The organism is Allobosea lathyri (genome assembly GCF_900108245.1).
Taxonomy (GTDB): Bacteria; Pseudomonadota; Alphaproteobacteria; order Rhizobiales; family Beijerinckiaceae; genus Allobosea; species Allobosea lathyri.
The window spans coordinates 103,426-121,975 of record NZ_FNUY01000013.1; the positions used below are offsets into that span (position 1 = coordinate 103,426).

The 18,550-nt window shown below is 66.2% G+C and carries 14 protein-coding genes and 1 riboswitch; of the genes, 9 read left to right on the forward strand and 5 right to left on the reverse strand.

From position 1 onward, the window contains the following. The first annotated feature begins 106 nt into the window (after window positions 1-106). The 4 genes from C4S73_RS24085 to fhuB all read left to right on the forward strand — a co-directional run bounded on the left by C4S73_RS24085 (window position 107) and on the right by fhuB (window position 6,068). Window positions 107-2,344 carry a TonB-dependent siderophore receptor gene (locus tag C4S73_RS24085; RefSeq protein WP_103875123.1) on the forward strand — a complete coding sequence of 746 codons (2,238 nt, stop codon included), beginning with the start codon at window positions 107-109 and terminating at the stop codon, window positions 2,342-2,344. A gap of 79 nt (window positions 2,345-2,423) precedes the next feature. Further along, window positions 2,424-3,203, forward strand: coding sequence for an ATP-binding cassette domain-containing protein (locus C4S73_RS24090; protein ID WP_244595755.1), 780 nt, complete (start codon window positions 2,424-2,426; stop codon window positions 3,201-3,203). Beyond that, window positions 3,200-4,090: an ABC transporter substrate-binding protein gene (locus C4S73_RS24095; RefSeq protein ID WP_103875124.1), complete on the forward strand. Its 891-nt coding sequence runs from the start codon at window positions 3,200-3,202 to the stop codon at window positions 4,088-4,090. The genes C4S73_RS24090 and C4S73_RS24095 overlap by 4 nt, the downstream gene beginning before the upstream one ends. After that, window positions 4,065-6,068, forward strand: coding sequence for a Fe(3+)-hydroxamate ABC transporter permease FhuB (gene fhuB, locus C4S73_RS24100; RefSeq protein ID WP_103875125.1), 2,004 nt, complete (start codon window positions 4,065-4,067; stop codon window positions 6,066-6,068). The genes C4S73_RS24095 and fhuB overlap by 26 nt, the downstream gene beginning before the upstream one ends. Window positions 6,069-6,130: 62 nt before the next feature. Here the strand turns inward: fhuB and C4S73_RS24105 are convergent, their stop codons facing one another. The 5 genes from C4S73_RS24105 to C4S73_RS24125 form a co-directional block, all read right to left on the reverse strand. Continuing rightward, window positions 6,131-6,826 carry a pentapeptide repeat-containing protein gene (locus C4S73_RS24105; RefSeq protein WP_103875126.1) on the reverse strand — a complete coding sequence of 232 codons (696 nt, stop codon included), beginning with the start codon at window positions 6,824-6,826 and terminating at the stop codon, window positions 6,131-6,133. A 94-nt stretch (window positions 6,827-6,920) separates the two neighbouring features. After that, window positions 6,921-7,745: a hypothetical protein gene (locus tag C4S73_RS24110; RefSeq protein WP_103875127.1), complete on the reverse strand. Its 825-nt coding sequence runs from the start codon at window positions 7,743-7,745 to the stop codon at window positions 6,921-6,923. A 93-nt stretch (window positions 7,746-7,838) separates the two neighbouring features. Next, on the reverse strand, window positions 7,839-10,994 hold the full coding sequence (locus C4S73_RS24115) for an efflux RND transporter permease subunit (protein ID WP_103875185.1): 3,156 nt from the start codon (window positions 10,992-10,994) through the stop codon (window positions 7,839-7,841). A gap of 5 nt (window positions 10,995-10,999) precedes the next feature. Then, the gene (locus C4S73_RS24120) at window positions 11,000-12,208 is read right to left on the reverse strand and encodes an efflux RND transporter periplasmic adaptor subunit (RefSeq protein ID WP_103875186.1); all 1,209 of its coding nucleotides are present in this window, start codon (window positions 12,206-12,208) and stop codon (window positions 11,000-11,002) included. A 61-nt stretch (window positions 12,209-12,269) separates the two neighbouring features. Continuing rightward, a complete protein-coding gene (locus C4S73_RS24125; RefSeq protein ID WP_103875128.1) occupies window positions 12,270-12,839 on the reverse strand; it encodes a TetR/AcrR family transcriptional regulator in 570 nt (189 codons plus the stop codon). Window positions 12,840-13,134: 295 nt separating this feature from the next. Continuing rightward, window positions 13,135-13,261: riboswitch (TPP riboswitch) on the forward strand. 103 nt (window positions 13,262-13,364) lie between these two features. Between C4S73_RS24125 and C4S73_RS24130 the strand changes: the two genes are divergently transcribed. The 5 genes from C4S73_RS24130 to C4S73_RS24150 all read left to right on the forward strand — a co-directional run bounded on the left by C4S73_RS24130 (window position 13,365) and on the right by C4S73_RS24150 (window position 18,549). Next, window positions 13,365-14,462 (forward strand): LuxE/PaaK family acyltransferase, encoded by a 1,098-nt coding sequence (locus C4S73_RS24130; RefSeq protein WP_200828091.1) that lies wholly within the window; start codon window positions 13,365-13,367, stop codon window positions 14,460-14,462. Window positions 14,463-14,466: 4 nt separating this feature from the next. Beyond that, window positions 14,467-15,915 (forward strand): acyl-CoA reductase, encoded by a 1,449-nt coding sequence (locus C4S73_RS24135; protein ID WP_103875130.1) that lies wholly within the window; start codon window positions 14,467-14,469, stop codon window positions 15,913-15,915. Further along, window positions 15,905-16,681, forward strand: a complete 777-nt coding sequence (locus C4S73_RS24140; protein WP_103875131.1) for an ABC transporter ATP-binding protein — start codon at window positions 15,905-15,907, stop codon at window positions 16,679-16,681. Before C4S73_RS24135 ends, C4S73_RS24140 begins: the two co-directional genes overlap by 11 nt. After that, window positions 16,678-17,427: an ABC transporter permease gene (locus tag C4S73_RS24145; protein ID WP_103875132.1), complete on the forward strand. Its 750-nt coding sequence runs from the start codon at window positions 16,678-16,680 to the stop codon at window positions 17,425-17,427. The genes C4S73_RS24140 and C4S73_RS24145 overlap by 4 nt, the downstream gene beginning before the upstream one ends. A gap of 204 nt (window positions 17,428-17,631) precedes the next feature. Next, on the forward strand, window positions 17,632-18,549 hold the full coding sequence (locus C4S73_RS24150; protein ID WP_200828092.1) for an ABC transporter substrate-binding protein: 918 nt from the start codon (window positions 17,632-17,634) through the stop codon (window positions 18,547-18,549). Window position 18,550: the final 1 nt, after the last annotated feature.

Sequence of the window (18,550 nt, forward strand, 5' to 3'; positions counted from 1 at the left end):
CTGAACCAAGCTGTTATCAGCGCGCATCCTTGATGAGGCGTGTTTTGAACCGTTCTAAATTTGAACAATTCTGAGATAGCGCCCTTTATTCAGATCGAGCATAAAAATGTGCTATCGCAGAATAATGAATGCCAGATTTATTCTTGCCTCGACCGCGTCGATTGCCGCCTTGCTGTACGGACCGGCGGCATTTTCCCAGCCTTCGGCTGCCCAGTCCTCTCCTGCGCCTGAAACCTCTGTCCAGCTCGAGACGATCGTCGTCGAGGGACAGGGCGAGGTCGCCGGGGGCCCGGTTCGCGGCTATGTCGCCCAGCGCTCGGCCACCGGCTCTAAATCGAACACGCCCATCACCGCTATTCCGCAATCCGTCTCGGTGATCGGCCGCGAGGAGATCGATGACCGGAAGGCGCAGAAGGTCGACGAGGCGCTGCGCTACACGGCCGGCGTCACCGCCCAGGCCTTCGGACCGGACCCCGACACGGACTGGTTCTTCATCCGGGGTTTCCAGGCGACACAGAACGGCGTCTTCCTCGATGGCCTCTCGCTCTTCGCCTATGGCTTCGGCGGCTTCCAGATCGATCCCGTCCTGCTCGAGCGCGTCGAGGTGCTCAAGGGCCCCTCTTCGGCCCTCTATGGCGGCGGCAATCCAGGCGGCATCGTCAACCTCGTCAGCAAGCGCCCCAACGGCAAGACTTTCGGCTCGATCGAAGCCGGCATCAACAATTGGGGCAATGCCTATACGGATGTCGATATCGGCGTCAGCGACAAGCAGGGCCTGTGGAGCACGCGGCTGACCGGGCGCATCAGCGGCGGCGACCAGTACACCGATGTCGCGAAGGATTTTCGCGGCGTGATCATGCCGCAGATCACCTATCAGCCGACGGGCGCGACACGCTTCACGGCATTCGGCATGTATCAGGCCCTCGACCAGATCCATGTCGGCGGCGGCTTCCTGCCCTATGTCGGCACGGTCGTGAACGCGCCCTTCGGCAGGATCCCGCGCAAGGCTTTCCTCGGCGAACCCGACATCGACAGCCAGAAGCGCACGCAGGCGATGGTGGGCTATGAGTTCCAGCACCAGTTCGATACGTGGACCTTCACCCAGAACGCGCGCTATGGCCGCATGAAGGGCTCGCAGCTCGGCCCCTATGGCTATGGCTATGCCGGGCCGGGCTCGCCATTCGGCAACGGCTTCCTGCCGGTGGGGCCGGACAACCAGCTCTATCGCATCGGCTTCCAGGAGCGCAGCGAGGTCAACACCTTCACCATCGACAACCGCCTGGAGCGCAGCTTCGGCACCGGCGCGCTCAACCACTCGCTGTTGCTCGGGGCCGACTATAAATATTTCAACATCGACCACACCCAGGCATCGGGCGGCGCCACGACGATCAGCGTGACCAACCCGGTCTATGGCGCGCCGCAGGGACCTTCCTCCGTCTATCTCGACCAGAATCTGAAACAGCAGCAGCTGGGCTTCTACGCGCAGGACCAGATCCGCTTCGGCGGCGGCTGGCTCGTGACCCTGAACGGGCGCTACGACTATGTGGACAAGAAATCGGTCAGCGCGCCCGGCCTGCTGTTCTCGCCGAGCTATGAGAAGACCGAGGTCGCCTTCAGCGGCCGCGCCGGGCTCGCCTATGAATTCGCCAACGGCGTGACCCCCTATGTCAGCGCGGCGAGCTTCTTCAACCCGGTCTTCGACGCCAACCCGAACCTGACCGGCGGAGCCGCGCAGCCCTTCCAGCCTGAAACCGGGCATCAGTTCGAGGCGGGCATCAAATACAAGCCGGCCTTCATGGACGCGCTGTTCACGGCATCCGCGTTCCGTCTCGTGAAGCAGAACGTACTCAACCCCGCCCCGACCGTGGTCAATCCCTTCGCCCAGCAGCAGCTCGGCGAGGTCACCTCGACCGGCTTCGAATTCGAGGCCAAGGCCAACATCACCGAGAATCTCAAGGTGCTGGCCGCCTTCACCGCTTTCGATCTCGAAACCACCAAGGATTCTCGCCCGCTTTATGTCGGCAGGACGCCCCAGATCGTGCCGGAGGTCACCGCCTCCGGTTGGGTCGACTACACCTTCTCCGAGGGTCTGCTGAAAGGCGTGAGCCTTGGCGGCGGCGTGCGCTATGTCGGCCAATCCTGGGTCGACAACGAGAACACGTTGAAGGTGCCCGCCGTCACGCTCGTCGATGCGGCGATCCGTTACAAGATCGGCGACTGGGGCGTGGCGCTCAACGTGACAAACCTGTTCGACAAGGAATACGTCAAGAGCTGCCAGGGCATCTCCGGCTGTGGCTATGGCGATGCCCGCACGGTCACGCTATCGGCCAACTACAAGTGGTAGCATTCGGGCGACAACCCCGGATATCGAGGCCGTGGCCCATGCTGCGGCCTCGATATCTTTCACAAGCCGGCAGAACCCCGTGACCGCTCCCCGTTTCGATCTCACTGACCTCAGCTTCTCGGTTCCCGGCCGCGACATCCTGCACCCGCTGTCGCTGACGCTGGAGCCCGGCCGGATCCATGGCCTGATCGGCCCCAACGGCTCGGGCAAGAGCACGCTGGTCAAGATGCTGGCGCGCCAGCTGGCGCCGAGCGGCGGGAGCTTGCGCTTCGACGGCATGTCGCTGGCGCACTGGCGCGACCGCGACTTCGCCCGCAACGTCGCCTATATGCCGCAGTTCACGCCGCCGGCCGAGGGCATGTCGGTGCGCGAGCTCGTCGCGCTCGGCCGCTTTCCCTGGCATGGCACGCTTGGGCGCTTCACAACGGAGGATGGCGAGCATGTCGAGCGCGCCATCGCCCGCACCAATCTCGGCGCCTTCGCCGACCGCGCGGTCGACACCCTCTCGGGCGGCGAACGCCAGAAGGTCTGGCTCGCGCTGATGCTGGCCCAGACGACCCGCTGCATCCTGCTGGACGAACCGACCTCGGCGCTGGACGTGGCGCATGAGGCGGCGATGCTCGCTTTGGTGCGCGAAACCTGCCTGGAGCGTGGCGTCACCGTGGTCGTCGTGCTCCACGACATCAACCTCGCCGCCCGCAACTGCGACGACATCATCGCGCTGCGAGCCGGGCGGCTCGTCGCGCAAGGACCTGTCGAGGCGATCATGCAGCCTGAGGTTCTCGGCGAGATCTATGGCGTGCCCATGGGCGTGCTTCCGCATCCGACGCGGGGCGGCACGATCGGGTACATGCTTTGAGCCCGACCTGCCTCTTCACGCGGCGCCATGCGCTGGCGCTGCTGGCGGGCGTGGCTGCGGCCTCGCCTGCCCAAGCGGCCGCCTTGCGCGTTGCGACTGTCGACTGGGCCGTGCTTGAGACCTTGCTGGCATTGGGGGTAACGCCAGTGGCGGCGACCGAATTGCTGCAATTCCGCGAGGTCGCGGTCGAGCCGGAGGTTCCCGCGGGGGTCGCGGATCTCGGGCTGCGCGGCACCGTGAATTTCGAGATGCTGCGGCTGGCGCGTCCCGACCTGATCTTCAGCTCGAGCTTCTATGTTTCGTCCGAGCCGCGCATGCGCCGCATCGCCCCGCTCGAGAGTTTCTCGATCTATGCGCGCGGCGTGCAGCCCTTCGCAGCGTCGGAGACGATGACGCGCGCTATCGGAGAGCGGCTTGGCGTTTCCGAGGCCGCAGAGCGCTATCTCGCCGAGACCCACGCCGAATTCGCGACCCTGCGCGCCAAACTCGGCAGGCTCGACGGCCGGCCGGTCATCCCGATCAATCTCGGCGATGCCCGCCATTTCCGCGTCTTCGGCGCCGACAGCATGTTCGGCGAGGCGCTGGCGCGGCTCGGCATCGCCAATGCCTGGACCGAGGCGACCAGCTATTCGGCGATGGCCCCCGTCGGGCTGGAGGCATTGGCGCGCGTGCCGGAAGCCTGGATCGTCCTGATTCCGCCGGTCCCGCCGGATGCGATGCGAATTCTCGCCGGGAGCGTTTTCTGGAACGCGCTGCCCAATGTCCGGCAAGGCCGCCTGCTGACGCTGGGCTCGATCAATCCCTATGGCGCCCTGCCCGCCGCGCGCCGCTTCGCGCGGCTGCTGACCGAAGCGCTTGGCCATGCCGGAGCGAGCGGGCGTGGCTAGCGTCGTTCCGACACCGCGCATCGCGGCAATCTGGTTCCTGCCAGTCCTCGCCATCGCGCTGCTCTTCGCGGCGGTGATCGCGACACGCCCGCCGCTGGCTGGCGACCCTGCCGTGACGCTCGTGCTGGAGCGCATCCTGCTCTGGCACAGCCTCGTGCCGCGTTTCGTCACGGCGCTGCTTTGCGGGGCGGCGCTTGGCCTGTCGGGCGCCCTGCTCCAGCGCGTCCTGCGGAATCCGATCGCCGATCCATCCACGCTCGGCATCGCATCGGGCGCGCAGCTGGCGCTCACCATCGCGACCGCCTATGCGCCGGCCCTGATCGCGTTCTCCCGCGAAGGCGTGGCCTTTGGCGGCGGCATCGCGGCGGTCACCATCGTGCTGGCGCTGAGCTGGCGCCGTGGGCTCGATCCGGTCACTGTCGTGCTCTCGGGCATGGTGCTGTCGCTGGTGGCGGCGGCGCTGAGCGCGACCGTGATCCTCGCCAAGGGCGAGTATGTGCTGTCGCTGTTCATCTGGGGCGCGGGCTCGCTGAACCAGCAGAGCTGGGATGCCGCGATCGCGCTCGGCCCGCGCCTCATCCTCGGCTGCATCGCCGCGGCATTGCTGTTGCGGCCTCTGGCCTTGCTGGGTCTCGACGATAGCGGCGCGCGCAGCCTCGGCCTTGCCTTGCACAGCGCGCGCTTTCTCGTGCTCGCCATCGCGGTCTGGCTAGCGGCGACCGTCACCGCCGAGGTCGGCGTCATCGGCTTTGTCGGCCTCGCGGCCCCCGCGCTGGCGCGTTTTGCCGGTGCGCGCCGGATGCGCGACGTCCTGATCGCCTCGCCCTTCATCGGTGCCATCCTGTTGTCGCTGACGGACAGCGCGGTGCAACTCCTCGGCTCAGGCACCGCCGATCTTGCTCCGACGGGCGCGGCCACCGCGCTGCTCGGCGGGCCGATCCTGCTTTGGATGCTCAGGCGCGTTCCGCTGACAATTCCGCCCCAGGCCAATCTTCCGCATGGCCCGCTGCGCCGCATCGCTCGGCCGTGGCTGGCTGCCGCCGGCCTTGCTCTCGTCGCGGCCCTGCTCGCCATCCTGGCGCTGGTTGCGGGGCGCGGTCCGGACGGCTGGAACCTGGCCACCGGCTCGCTGTTCCTCGACCTCCTGCCCTTCCGCGCGCCACGCATCGTCGCGGCCGGCACGGCGGGCGCCATGCTGGGCGCGGCCGGCACGCTGATGCAACGGCTGACCGCCAACCCGCTCGCAGGACCCGAGGTCCTCGGCGTCAGCGCTGGCGGCGGTGTCGGACTGGCTGTCATGTTGATGCTTACGCCGGGCATGGAGCCGCTCCATCTGTTGCTGGGCGCGGTCGCGGGATCGCTCGCGGTCATCCTGGCGATGCTGCTGCTTGCGTCGCGTCCCGGCTTTGGCCCGACGCGCCTGCTGCTGGCCGGCGTCGCCATGGGAGCTTTGTGCATGGCGATCGTCTCGACCGTGCTCGCGCAAGGCGACATGCGCTCCTACGCGCTGTTGCTCTGGATGTCGGGCTCGACCAATCGGGTCGGCGATTTCGAGGCCTGGACGGGCGTTGTCGCCTGTCTCGCGCTGATCTCGCCACTGTTCCTGTTCTCGCGCTGGCTCGACATCCTGCCGCTCGGCGAGGGCATGAGCGGCAGCATCGGCCTGTCGCGACGGGCAAGCCGGCTGACGCTCGCAACCTTCGCCGCCGTGCTCACCGGTCTTGCCTCGCTGCTGATAGGGCCGCTCAGCCTGATCGGGCTGATCGCCCCCCACCTCGCCCGGCTTGCGGGTTTTGCGCATGGCCGCCACCAGCTGGCGGCTGCCGTGCTGATCGGCTGCGCGACGATGGTGCTGGCGGACTGGCTCTCGCGCGTGGTGGCCTTTCCCTATCAGGTCCCGGTCGGCCTGTTCGCCGCGCTGATCGGCGGCCCCTATCTCATCTGGCTGCTGAGCCGAGCAGGGCCGCACCATGGCTGATGGGTGAAGCTCGCGGATCCTGCAGCGATGCTGAACAAGCTCTGCGAGCCGGTTAGCTGACGCTACCGGACTTTAAGCCCGAGTTCGGCGAGCAGTTGCCCCGCCTGCTGCCGGGAAATCGTTGCGCCGCGAAAGAGCGCGGCGTCGACCATTCGCAGCCCGCCGAGATCGGCGCCGCGCAGGTCGGCCCCCTCAAAACGGCAGCCGGTCAGGGTGGTATCCCGCAGATTGCAATCCTCGAAGACCGAATCACGGAAATCGCATTTGCGGAGATCGGCCTGGCTGAAATCGATCCTCGCAAGCGTCGTCTTGCGAAATCCGAACGAGGGGAGTTTCGCGTTGATGAGGAGCACCTCCTCGAATTGCGCGTTCAGCGCCCTCGCCTCGGAGAAATCCACGCCGGTGAGCTTGCTGCCCTTGAACGAGGCCGAGACGAGCGTCGTCCGGCGCAGGCTCGCATTGTTGAAATCGCCGGATTGAAACCGGCTTTCCGTGAGATCGGCGCCCATGAAATCGGCGAAGGCCGCACGGCATCCCAGCCACTGCGTCCGTTCGAGCTTCGCGCCCTTGAGCTTCGCGCGCTTCAGGCTGCAGCGCTCGAACACCCATCCCGACAGATCGAGGCCGGACAGGTCCGTTTCGTCGAGATCGCAAGCGGTCAGATGACAGGGCGTCCCCTGCCTGGCCAGGGATTCCACATCAGCCCGCTGAAGCGGCTTGTCGGAGACGGTTCGGTCGGGAGGCAGGGCTTCAATCATACGTGTCCGTAGCGACCTCAGCGCCTGCATTCAATTCCGTGCGGGACATTCAATTCCGTGCAGGGCGTGCAAATCCGCCGGCATGCGCCCCGCCTCACTGAAGCGGACCTTCCGCCTCCCGCAGCCGCACGTCGAAGCTCAACAACTGGTCGAAGAGCGGCGTTTTCCGATATTCCTGCACATCATCGTCGGAGCGCGTTCCGGCCTCCCTCACCTCCAGCAGCCCCAGCCATGTCAGGGGCCTGAGCGCGCGGGTGATCAGCGCGAATTCAGGATAGTCCGGCGCGATCGGATCGCCGATCGTCTCCATCAACGTGCAGCTTTCGACAAGCGTGCTCGCGCGGGACCAGTCATGAGCGGCGACCGAGAGGCTCCACAGCACCAGCCCCATATGGTGCTGCGGCCAGAACTCCAGCGGATTGCGATCGAAATCCTGCAGGTTTGTCTTCCAGAACGCCGACTCGAACAGAAGGGAGAGCAAGGCCGGCGCGGCTTCGGGCTCCAGCAGCGACTTGCCGACCTTGCTTGCCCGCAGCACGCCGCCGCGCTTCCTGAGGAGCCCGGCGCTCTGCAGGACGATCCGCGTGAACAGCACGCCGAAGGCGTCCTGCTCGTTGAGGACCTTGTTCATGGCAAGGGTGTGCGCCTTGCTCAGGCCGGGCCATTCGGTCCGGTCGAAGACCTCCCAGACATCGGCCCGCTTGAGAAAGCCGGCCTTCGTCAAAATCAGGCCCGCGCCCTCCTGAACCCGCTCCAGCAGAAGCCTCGCGGCCACGATCATCGGGGCCTGAAGCGCGACTTCGGGAGCGATCCTGGCCGGCACGAGCGCAAGCGCCTTCGGAACGCCGGCTGGAGGCTCCAGGAGAGCCTTGACGGATTGCGGCTCGAGCAGGTGCCAGGCGGGAAGAAGAGTTGTCACCTGCCAAGCCTAGGCGGCTGCGGAAATCAGCTCAATGCCTGAGTCAGCAAAATGCTCCATCGCATTGATACCGTGCTCGGTTTTTGACGAGCCTCAGACCTTCTCATGTTCCGCAAGCTTTGCGTCCGAGGGCGCGACAGCCGAAGTTCGACCAGCATCCTCGCGGCGGCCGAACAGGTTCATCACGAAGACGAAGAAGGCCGGCACGAAGAAGATCGCCAGGATCGTCGCCGAAATCATGCCGCCGAGAACGCCGGTGCCGATCGCGTTCTGGCTCGCGGCGCTGGCGCCCGACGCGATCGCCAGCGGCACGACGCCGAGCGTGAAGGCGAGCGACGTCATCAAGATCGGGCGGAAGCGCAGCTGCGCCGCCTCGATCGTGGCCTCCCGCAACGGCTTGCCCTCGGCGCGCAGATCCTTGGCGAACTCGATGATCAGGATCGCGTTCTTGGCCGAAAGCCCGATGATCGCGATCAGGCCGACCATGAAGTAGACGTCGTTGGGCATGCCGCGCAGCGTCACCGCCGCGACCGAGCCGATGACGCCCAGCGGTACGACCATGATCACCGAAAGCGGGATCGACCAGCTTTCATAGAGCGCCGCCAGCAGCAGGAAGACGAGGAGGATGCTGAGGCCGATCAGGAACGGCGCCTGCGATCCGGACTGGATTTCCTGAAGCGACTGCCCCGTCCATTCATAGCCGAACCCCGACGGCAGGTCGCGCGCCAGCCGCTGCATCTCGGCGATCGCCGCGCCCGAGGAGTAGCCCGGCGCGGCCTGGCCGGCGATGCGCACCGCCGGATAGCCGTTATAGCCGACGACCTGGGTCGGGCCCTTCTGCCATTCGATGGTGGCGAAGGCGGAAAAGGGCACCATGCCGCCATGGACGTTGCGCACGTTCAGGCGCAGCAGATCGCCGGTCTGCATGCGCTGGCCCGCATCGGCCTGCACGGTGACGCGTTGCATTCTTCCCGAATTCGGGAAGTCGTTGACATAGGACGAGCCGAGATTGGCCGAGATCGTCTGGTTGATGTCGGCAAAGGCGACGCCGAAGGTGTTCGCCTTCTCGCGGTCGATGACCAGGCTGACCTGGGCAGCGTCGGCGAGACCTTCGACGCGCAGGCCGGCGAGCACGGGGCTCTGCGCCGCAGCGCTCATCAACTGCGTGCGCGCGGCCGCGAGCGCCTGCTGGCCCAGACCCGCGCGATCCTGCAGGCGGAAGGTGAAGCCGCTCGAATTGCCCAGCCCCTGGATCGGCGGCGGGGACAGCGCGAAGGTCTGCGCGTCCTTGATCTGCATCAGCTTGCCGTTGATGCGGGCGGAGATCGCCGCGGCGGAATCGTTGGCGCCGCGCTCGTTCCAGTCCTTCAGGGTGATGAAGGCCAGTGCCGCGTTCTCGCCTGCACCGGCGAAGCTGTAGCCGGCGATGCCGAGCATCTTGAAGACGGCAGGCTCCGCCAGCGCGATCTTCTCGATCTGCTTGATGACGTCGAGCGTGCGGTTGGCGCTCGCTTCAGGCGGCGCCTGCACGTCGACCAGCAGATAGCCCTGATCCTCGTTCGGCAGGAAGGCCGAGGGCAGGCGCATGAAGCTCCAGCCCAAACCGACCAGCAAAGCGAGATAGATCACCATGTAGCGGCTGGGCCGGCGCGTGACGGCGCCGACCATGCCGCCATAGCCGCGCGAGGCCTTGTCGAAATTGCGGTTGAACCAGCCGAAGAAACCCTTCTTCTCGTGGTGACCATGCGCGATCGGCTTGAGGAAGGTGGCGCAGAGCGCCGGCGTCAGCGTCAGCGCGAGGAAGCCCGAGAACAGGATCGAGACGACCATGGTCAGGCTGAACTGCTGGTAGATGATGCCGACCGCGCCGGGGAAGAAGGCCATCGGCACGAACACCGCGGTCAACACCAGCGTGATGCCGATGATGGCGCCGGTGATCTGCGTCATCGCCTTGCGCGTGGCCTCCTTGGGCGAAAGCCCTTCCTCGGCCATGATGCGCTCGACATTCTCGACGACGACGATGGCATCATCGACGAGGATGCCGATCGCCAGCACCATCGCGAACATGGTGAGCACGTTGATGGAGAAGCCGGCGGCAAACATCACCGCACAGGTGCCGAGCAGCGCGACCGGCACCACCAGCGTCGGAATGACCGTGTATCGGAAGTTCTGCAGGAACAGGAACATGACGATGAAGACGAGCACCATCGCCTCGAGCAGCGTGTGCAGCACCTTCTCGATCGAGACCTGAACGAAGGGCGAGGTGTCGTAGGGCACGTCATGCTTCAGCCCGGCCGGGAAGAAGCGGGCGAGCTCGTCCATCTTGGCGCGCACGGCGTTGGCGGTGGCGAGCGCGTTGCCGGTCGCGGCAAGCTGGACGCCGACGCCGGCGCTGGCCTGACCGTTCAGACGTGTCGAGAAGTTATAGGATTCGCCGCCGACCTCGATGCGAGCGACATCGCGCAGACGCACCGATGAGCCGTCCGTATTGGCGCGCAGCACGATCGCCCCGAACTCCTCGGGCGATACCAGCTGGCCGCGCACCAGAACGCTGGCCGAGGTCTGCTGGGTGATCGGATTGGGCTGGGCGCCGATGCGGCCTGCCGCGACCTGCGCGTTCTGCGCCCGGACGGCTGCGATGACGTCGTTCGACGTCAGGCCGAGCCCGAGCATCTTCTCCGGATCCATCCAGATCCGCATCGAGCGCTGGGTCGCAAACAGCGTCGCGCTGCCGACGCCGGGAACACGGCGGATTTCGCCGACGACGTTGCGGCTGAGATAGTCGCCGAGGCCGACCGCATCGAGCTTGCCGTCCTCCGACGTCAGGGTAACGAACATCAGGAAGCCGGAGCCGGCCTGCTCGACGCGCATGCCCTGCTGCACGACCGATTGCGGCAGGCGGGGCTCAACGCGGCGAATGCGGTTCTGCACCTCGACCTGGGCTTCGCCGATGACGGTGCCCGGGTTGAAGGTGACGGTGAGGTTGATGCGGCCGTTCGACTCCGAGGTGGACTCGAAGTAGAGCAGCCCCGGCACGCCGTTCAGCTCTTCCTCGATCGGGCGCGTGACGCTCTGATAGATTTCCTCGGGCGAGGCGCCAGGGAAGTTCGTCCCGATCGTGATCGTCGGCGGCGCGACATTCGGATACTGCGCGATCGGCAGCATCGGAAGGGTGATGACGCCCGCGAGCATGATGAAGATCGCGACGACCCACGCGAAGATGGGGCGGTCAATGAAGAAACTCGGCATCGTGATCAGCCCTGCTTGCCGGTTGTGGCGGCAGGCGCGGACGCGCCCGTGCTGGCGGGGTCCTGCCGCCACGGCTTGCCGGTGAACCGCGCGCCGGGGCGAATCTTCTGGAAGCCCTCGACCATGACGTGCTCATCGGCCTTCAGCCCATCGTCGATCACCACGCGGTGGTCGACGGTGCGGCCGGCCTTGACGGGGCGCAGTTCGAGCGTGCCGTCCGGCTTGACGATGTAGAGCTGCGCCTGCCCGCTGCCGTCGCGCTGGATGGCCTGCTGCGGAACGGCGATCGCATTGCTCTGCATGCCCTGTTCGATCACGACGCGGACATACATTCCCGGCAGCAGGTCGCCATCGGAATTGGGGAACTCGCCACGCAATGTCACCTGTCCCGTGGTCGCGTCGACAGTGGCTTCGGAGAACAGCAGCCGGCCGGGATGCTTGTACTCGCTGCCGTCGTCGAACAGCAGGCGGACATTGGCCGCGCCGGGATCGGAACCGGTCAACGCTCCCAGCTTGAGCGCCCGCCGCAGGGCCAAAAGATCCCCCGCCGACTGGGTGAAGTCCGCATAGACAGGGTCGAGCTGCTGGATGGTCGCCAGATTATCGGCCGCATTGTTGCCGACGAGCGCGCCTTCCGTGATCAATGCCCGGCCGATGCGGCCGCTGATCGGCGCCTTGACCTCGGAATATTGCAGATCGAGCTGCGCGGAGGTCAGGCCGGCCTGCGCTACCGCCACGTCGGCATCCGCCTGCGCCAGAGCGGCCGTCGCGCTTTCCTGCTGCTGGACACTGGCGACGTTGCGCTCGCGCAGCTCGACGATCCGGTCCGACTGCTGGCGCGCCTGCAAATGGGTCGCCTGGGCGCGCTTCAGCGTGGCCGCCGCGCTTTCGACCCGCACCCTGAACGGCGCCGGATCGATCCGGTAGAGCACGTCGCCCTCCTTGACGATGCTGCCCTGCTGGAAAACGCGCTCGACCACGATCCCCGAAACACGCGGACGCACCTCGGCGATCCGGGTGGCTGCGATCCGGCCCGGCAGGTTGTTGGTGACGGGCAGCGTCTCCGGCCTGGCGACGACGATGCCGACCTCGGTGGCCGGCGGTGGCGCCTTTGGCGCATTGCTGGCCGCCTTTTTGTCCTCGGTGCAGGCTCCTACCAGCACGAGAAGGCCAAGGGCCAGAGCGCGGCCGGTCGCAGAAAGTGAAAAGGTCATCAGGGACTTCCGGGTCGACATTGTCATGAGTTTGAGAGGGCGAAAGCGAGGACGGCGGCGTTCAGCCGGCGCTCGGTCCGCTCGGGCTCTGGGCAACGAGCCAGGCGATATCCGCGGTGAGCTGTTCGCGCTCGGCGGCAGGCCATGAGTGCAGCCCGAACCATTCCAGCAGCATCAGTCCTTCCACCGCGAGGAAAGCGAGCATCGCACCACGTGGATCGGTGGAAGTTCTGCGAATTTCATCGATCCGCTCGCGGTGGATCTTCTGGATCGGCTGGCGCAGTTCCGCATCATGGGCAAGCGCGGCGCAGAGGCTGATGGCGACAGCGCGCTCATCGTCCGAAACGGGGCGGGACGCCGCCGCAAGACAACCCAGGATCTGCGCATTGTCGACCGGCCCGAGATTCGCGATCTGCTCCTGCACACGCGCCTCCTCGACCGCAACGCGACGCTCGATCACGGCCTTGGTCAGGGCCTGTTTGGTCTTGTAGTCGTAGAGGACGCTGGCCTTGCTGATGCCGGCCTCGGTGGCTACGGCGTCGAGGGTCAGGCGCACCGCTCCATCCCGGCTCACCACCCTCTCGGCAGCGTCCAGAACAGCCTCGCGATCGATGACCCGGTGGCGGCCCATGCTTCGTCCTTATTTATATCCGACCAGTTGGATATAAATCCAGCCAGCGTGTTGTCAAGCGGATCCCGGCGGCTGGCCGACATCGCCCGCGCCTTGGCGGCAGTCGCAAGCCGCGATGCCGGCAAGGCCGAAGGCTTCGCGAGGGAATGCGGCATTGAACGATCGCACGGCTCCTATGAGGCGCTACTGTCGCGATGAAAGCCTGTGCGACATGCAATCGCCCGGCCCCTGCCCCGCGCCTGCATTGTTGACAGAGCCCGGTGTTGACAGAGCCCTGGTGCGGCCGTCATGTTGCGGCCGTTCCCAGGGGGGCCTCGCTAGGAGGCTGAGATTCCGCCGGTTCGGACCTGTTTCGAGCGACGCGGTGACCCTCCGAACCTGATCCGGCTCATACCGGCGTAGGGATGCGGGACATTGGGTGGCCAGCCGCCCCTTTTCCATGCTCGCGCTGTCGACCGGACAGAAGGTGGCATACCGGCATCGTGCCGGGGCATGCGCCTTGATCTGTTTGAAGGTGTTCGGGACGTGACGGAAGCGCAGATCATTGCAACGCTGCTCGATTATATCGGCGGCGAAGACCGCACGGAGGCGACGTTCGAGCGGCAGGCGCTGCTGATCTTCGCCTATCAGTTCGAGAACAATCAGCCCTATCGCCGCTTCGCCGTGAAGCGGGGCAAGACGCCCCTCACCGTCCGGTCCTGGCGCGACATCCCCGCCGTGCCGATCACCGCCTTCAAGGATCTGACGCTGAGCTGCCGGCCGGTGGAGGGGATCGAGCACGTCTTCATGACCAGCGGGACGACGCGCGGTGGCGTCAGAGGCCGCAGCTACCACCCGACGCTGGCCGTCTACGACCGCTCGATGACCCTGAACTTCCGCCAGCGCTTCATGCAGGGGCCGGACGGGATGAGAGGGCTCGAGCGTATCCGCATGGGTATCCTGTTCCCCGACGAGGTGGCGATGCCGAACTCCTCGCTGGCGCATTATCTGGCTCTGGCGATGCGCAGCTTCGGAACGCCTGACAGCGCCGGCTTCATCGGCGAAAACGGGCTCGACATGCCCCGTCTGCTCGCGACGCTGGAGCGCGCTGAGGTGAGCGGGGAGCCCTATGCGCTGCTGGGCGCGAGCTACAGCTTCGTGCCATTGCTCGACGAATTGCAGCGGCTGGGCCGGCGCTTTGCGCTGCCCGAAGGCAGCCGCATCCTCGATACCGGTGGCTTCAAGGGCCAGTCACGCGAACTCGCCGCCGACGAGTTCTACGATGGGCTGTCGGGCGCCTTGGGCGTGCCGCGCAGCTCCTGCATCAACATGTACGGCATGACTGAACTCAGCACCCAGTTCTACGATGACGGCAACGCGGTCTGCCCGCCGCTGAAATCAGGACCGCATTGGGCTCGCAGCCGGGTGGTGAACCCGATCACCGGGCAGGACGTGCCCGACGGCGCGACCGGTGTGCTGGTGCATCATGATCTCGCGCATTTCAACTCGGTCTCGGCCATCCTCACGGAGGATGCGGGCGTAGCGGTCCCGGGGGGCTTCCGCCTGCTCGGCCGTGTCGACGGCGCGGATTCCAAGGGCTGTTCGGTCGCGGTCGAGGAGTTCCTGAAGGCCGCGCAGGGGTAAGAGCGTGACCGAATTCGCAGGACATCTGCCGGGGTTTGCCATCGACGAGGTCGACTGGCGGCGGCTTCACTTCGGCGCCTGGGGCGAGACCGTCGAGGTCGCCGTGCCCATGCTGAGCGATGCCCAGAGCGCGGCGCTGGCGACACGCGTCAGGGACAATGCCCGCAACTATCTCAAGACCCTGAGCGTCACCGAAATCGTTGCGATCCTCGACCGCGCGATCGCGCGACTGCTCGATCGCGACGATCCCTGGCGGCAGAAGGCCGAGGCGCTGCTGCCGATCGTGACGGGCTATGATCGCGAGATGGTCCGGCTCGGCCTGACCGGCTATCTGAAGACCTTCCGCGGCCCGCAGCTGCAGCGCTTCCTGAGCGAGGATTTTGCCAATCCGCAGATCCTCGACGCGTTCCAGCCGGCGGTAAAGGGCGGCTTCGCGAGAGCATTCGGCCCTGATCTGCTGCTGCATGTCTGGGCGGGCAATGTGCCCGGCCTGCCGCTCTGGAGCCTGATCTCCGGCCTGCTGGTCAAGGCGGGAACGATAGGCAAGGTGCCCAGTGCCGAGCCCTTGCTGGCGAGCTGGTTTGCCAGGCTCATCGCCGAGATCGACCCCAGGCTCGGCGATTGTCTGGCCGTGGTCTGGTGGAAGGGTGGGGACGAGACGCAGGAGCGCATCTGGCTTGAACAGGCCGATGTCGTCGTCGCCTATGGTGGTAACGACGCGCTCGCGGCAGTCCAGAAGCGCCTGCCGGTCACCACGCGCTACCTGCCCCATGGCCACAAGATCGGCTTCGGCATGGTCTCGCGCGCCGCGCTCGATACGCGCAAGGCCGGCGTGCTTGCCCGTCAGGCGGCCTATGACGTGATCCGCTACGAGCAGCAGGGCTGCTACTCACCGCAGATGCTCTTCGTCGAGCGCGGCGGGACAGTCTCGCCCCGCGAGTTCTCGGGCTATGTCGCCCATGAACTGGCCAGCTTCAGCCAGAAGCATCCCCGCCGCGTGCTGTCGATCGAGGAGGCCAGCGCTGTCGCGAACTGGCGCAGCGCCGCGGAGCTCAGCACCTTCGGCGGCGATCGCGACCTGATCGGCGATGCGCACAACGATTGGAGCGTCGTTCATGTCGAGGACGAACAGGAGCTGGCTCCCAGCGGCCTGAACCGGACGCTTTCCGTCGTCGCGGTCGACGGGCTCGACGATGTCGTCGGCCTGATCGCCCCCTATCGCAGCTTCCTCCAGAGCGCGGGCGTCGCGGCAGAGCCCGAGGAACTCTTCCGGCTGGCGGGATTGCTCGGACAGGCCGGCGTCACCCGCATCTCGGCTTTGGGCCTGATGACGTCGCCCGAGGCAGGCTGGCACAATGACGGGCGCTTCAACCTGCTCGACCTCGTCACGATGACGGAGATCGAGCACTCGGCAGAGGCAGAGGCAGAGAGGTTCGCGCCCTATGCCGATTGAGCCGCAGGTTGAGCCGCACGATCCGGATTTCGTCGCCATCGAGCGGGCGAGCTACCGCTACGGCACCGATCCCGCCACCGTCGACGGCGTCGACTGGGCCATTCCGCGCGGCGCGATCCACTGTCTGGTGGGGCGCAGCGGCAGCGGCAAGACGACCTTGCTGAAACTCGCAGCCGGCCTGCTGCTGCCCGATCAGGGGGCCGTCCGCATCGCTGGCGCGACCTTGCGCGAGCCGGGTTCGCAGATCGGCTTCGTGTTCCAGCAGCCGACCCTGCTGGACTGGCACAGCGTGACCGACAACGTCCTGCTGCCGATCTCGCTCAAGCAAAAAGTTCGCCCGCAGCATCGCAAGAAGGCTGCCGAACTGCTGGAGCTCGTTTCGCTCAGTGCATTCGCGCAGCGTCATCCATCCGAACTCTCCGGCGGCCAGCAAAGCCGGGTCGCGGTTGCACGCGCGCTGATCGCGGAGCCCGCCGTGCTGCTGCTGGACGAGCCCTTTGCCGCGCTGGACGCCCTCACCCGCGAAGAGCTGCAGGACGATCTGCTGAGGCTTTGCGCGCTGCACCGCACCACGGTGCTGTTCGTGACCCATGACATCGCCGAGGCGGTCTATCTCGCCGATCGCGTGGCGATCATGGCAGCGGGGCGGCTCCATCACGAACTCACCATCGACCTGCCCCGGCCGCGAAACCGCGAGATGCGCTACGGACAGGCATTCAACGCGCTTTGCCGCGAGTTGCGGCAGGCGATGGATTGCGCGTCATGATCCCGCGGCTGTCCTCGGCGCTCCTTCTGCTTGCCCTCCTCGCGGGCTGGGAGCTGTACTGCCGCAGCTCCGGCGTTTCGTCCCTGATCGTGCCGGCGCCCTCCGCCGTTCTGGCCACCCTGTGGAGCGAGGTCGCCAGCGGACGCCTGCTGCCGCATCTGCGGATCACGGCCACCGAGATGACGCTGGGCCTCGCTCTGGGCTGCGCGATCGGGCTGGTGACAGGCATCGTGCTGGCCGAGGCCGAGTTCCTGCGGCGCCTGCTGCACCCCTATATCGTTGCAAGCCAGGTCGTGCCCAAGCTGGCCCTGGGGCCGCTCTTCATCATCTGGTTCGGCTTCGGCATGACCTCGACCATCGTGATCACGGCCCTGATCTGCTTTTTTCCGCTGATGGAGAACACCGTCACCGGACTGCGGCAGGTCGATCCGGCGCGGCGCGAATTGTTTCGCATGCTGGGCGCCAGCCGCCTGCAGACGCTGCTGCGCTTGAAACTGCCGAGCGCCCTGCCGATGATCATGGCCGGTCTGCGGGTCGCCGTCGTGCTGGCGCTGGTGGGCGCGGTCGTCGGCGAGTTCATCGGCGGGCGCGCGGGGCTCGGCGCCTCGATCATCGCCGCCCAGAGCGTGATGGATTCGAGCCTGATGTTCGCGCTCTTCGTCGTGATCACCCTGCTGGGGATGCTGTTCTACCAGGCCGCCCTCTGGGTCGAGCGCCTGATGCTGCGCCATCATCTGAAAGGATAAGTCATGTTCGCGATCCACCAGGGCTTCCGCCTTCCGGATAACTTCCGGAAGAAACTGGTCATCCTGGCCGGAGCGAAGCGGAGCGCCGGGATCCATCCTAGAGCTTCGGAGCCCTCCGATGGATCCCGGGTCGACCTTCGGTCGCCCAGGATGACGGCGCGGTTGACGTTTGCCGTCGTCGCTTCACTGCTCGGGTGCTCGGCAGTGCAGGCTCAAACCCTCGACAAGGTCACCGTCGCCGGCTGGAGCCAGCCGATCAGCGAGATCACCAACCTCTTGGCCGAACCGGACAAAGGTTTCTTCAAGGCGCAGGGGATCGCGCTCGACTATGTGCCGGGCACCGGCGGCGGCTCGGCCATCCAGACCATGCTGACCGGCCAGGCCGACATCGCCTTCACCGACCCGGCCTCGCTCTACCTCGCCCTCGACAAGGGCGAGAAGCTGGTCGCGATCTACAACATCTATCCGCAGAACGTCTTCAACGTGGTCTCGCCGAAATCGCGGGGCATCAGGAGCGCGGCCGATCTCAAGGGCAAGCGCATCGGCGTCTACAGCCTGTCGAGCGGCACGCGCCAGAACCTGCAGGTGCTGCTCAACCAGGCCGGCATTAGCGAAAGCGACGTGACGATCGAGGTCACCGGCCTGCTCAACTTCGCGCCGCTGATCCAGGGACAGGTCGACGCCACCGCCGCGACCGATACCGGGTTGCTGGTCGGCCGGATGAAGGGCCTGCCCGAGGTCGACGTGATCGAGGTCAAGGATCATCTCAACCTGCCCAGCGACATCTTCGTGGTGACGCAGGCGACCTATGAGGCGAAAAAGCCGCTGCTGAAGCGCTTCCTAGCCGCCTATCGCGACAGCGCCGCCTGGATGATCGCCAAGCCCGAGGAGGCCGCGAAGATCGCCGTGACGCGGGCGATCAACGGCCGCGACGAGGCCTTGAATCTCGAAATCATCAAGCTGCGGAACATCTCCACGATATCGCCGACGACGGACGCCAAGGGCCTCGGCCATTTCGATGCAGGCGTGATGCAGACGGGCGCCGATGCATTCCACAAGCTCGGGCTGATCGCAAAGCCGATCGACATGAGCCAGATCGTCAAGAGCGACCTGATCCCTTGAG

What these genes read in the sequence shown, in the direction of transcription:
- C4S73_RS24085 (WP_103875123.1), top strand. Translation starts at nt 107, where the DNA reads ATGTGCTATCGCAGAATAATGAATGCCAGATTTATTCTTGCCTCGACC.
- fhuB (WP_103875125.1), top strand. Translation starts at nt 4,065, where the DNA reads ATGCCGGAGCGAGCGGGCGTGGCTAGCGTCGTTCCGACACCGCGCATC.
- C4S73_RS24105 (WP_103875126.1), bottom strand. Translation starts at nt 6,826, where the DNA reads ATGATTGAAGCCCTGCCTCCCGACCGAACCGTCTCCGACAAGCCGCTT.
- C4S73_RS24115 (WP_103875185.1), bottom strand. Translation starts at nt 10,994, where the DNA reads ATGCCGAGTTTCTTCATTGACCGCCCCATCTTCGCGTGGGTCGTCGCG.
- C4S73_RS24120 (WP_103875186.1), bottom strand. Translation starts at nt 12,208, where the DNA reads ATGACCTTTTCACTTTCTGCGACCGGCCGCGCTCTGGCCCTTGGCCTT.
- C4S73_RS24125 (WP_103875128.1), bottom strand. Translation starts at nt 12,839, where the DNA reads ATGGGCCGCCACCGGGTCATCGATCGCGAGGCTGTTCTGGACGCTGCC.
- C4S73_RS24140 (WP_103875131.1), top strand. Translation starts at nt 15,905, where the DNA reads ATGCCGATTGAGCCGCAGGTTGAGCCGCACGATCCGGATTTCGTCGCC.
- C4S73_RS24145 (WP_103875132.1), top strand. Translation starts at nt 16,678, where the DNA reads ATGATCCCGCGGCTGTCCTCGGCGCTCCTTCTGCTTGCCCTCCTCGCG.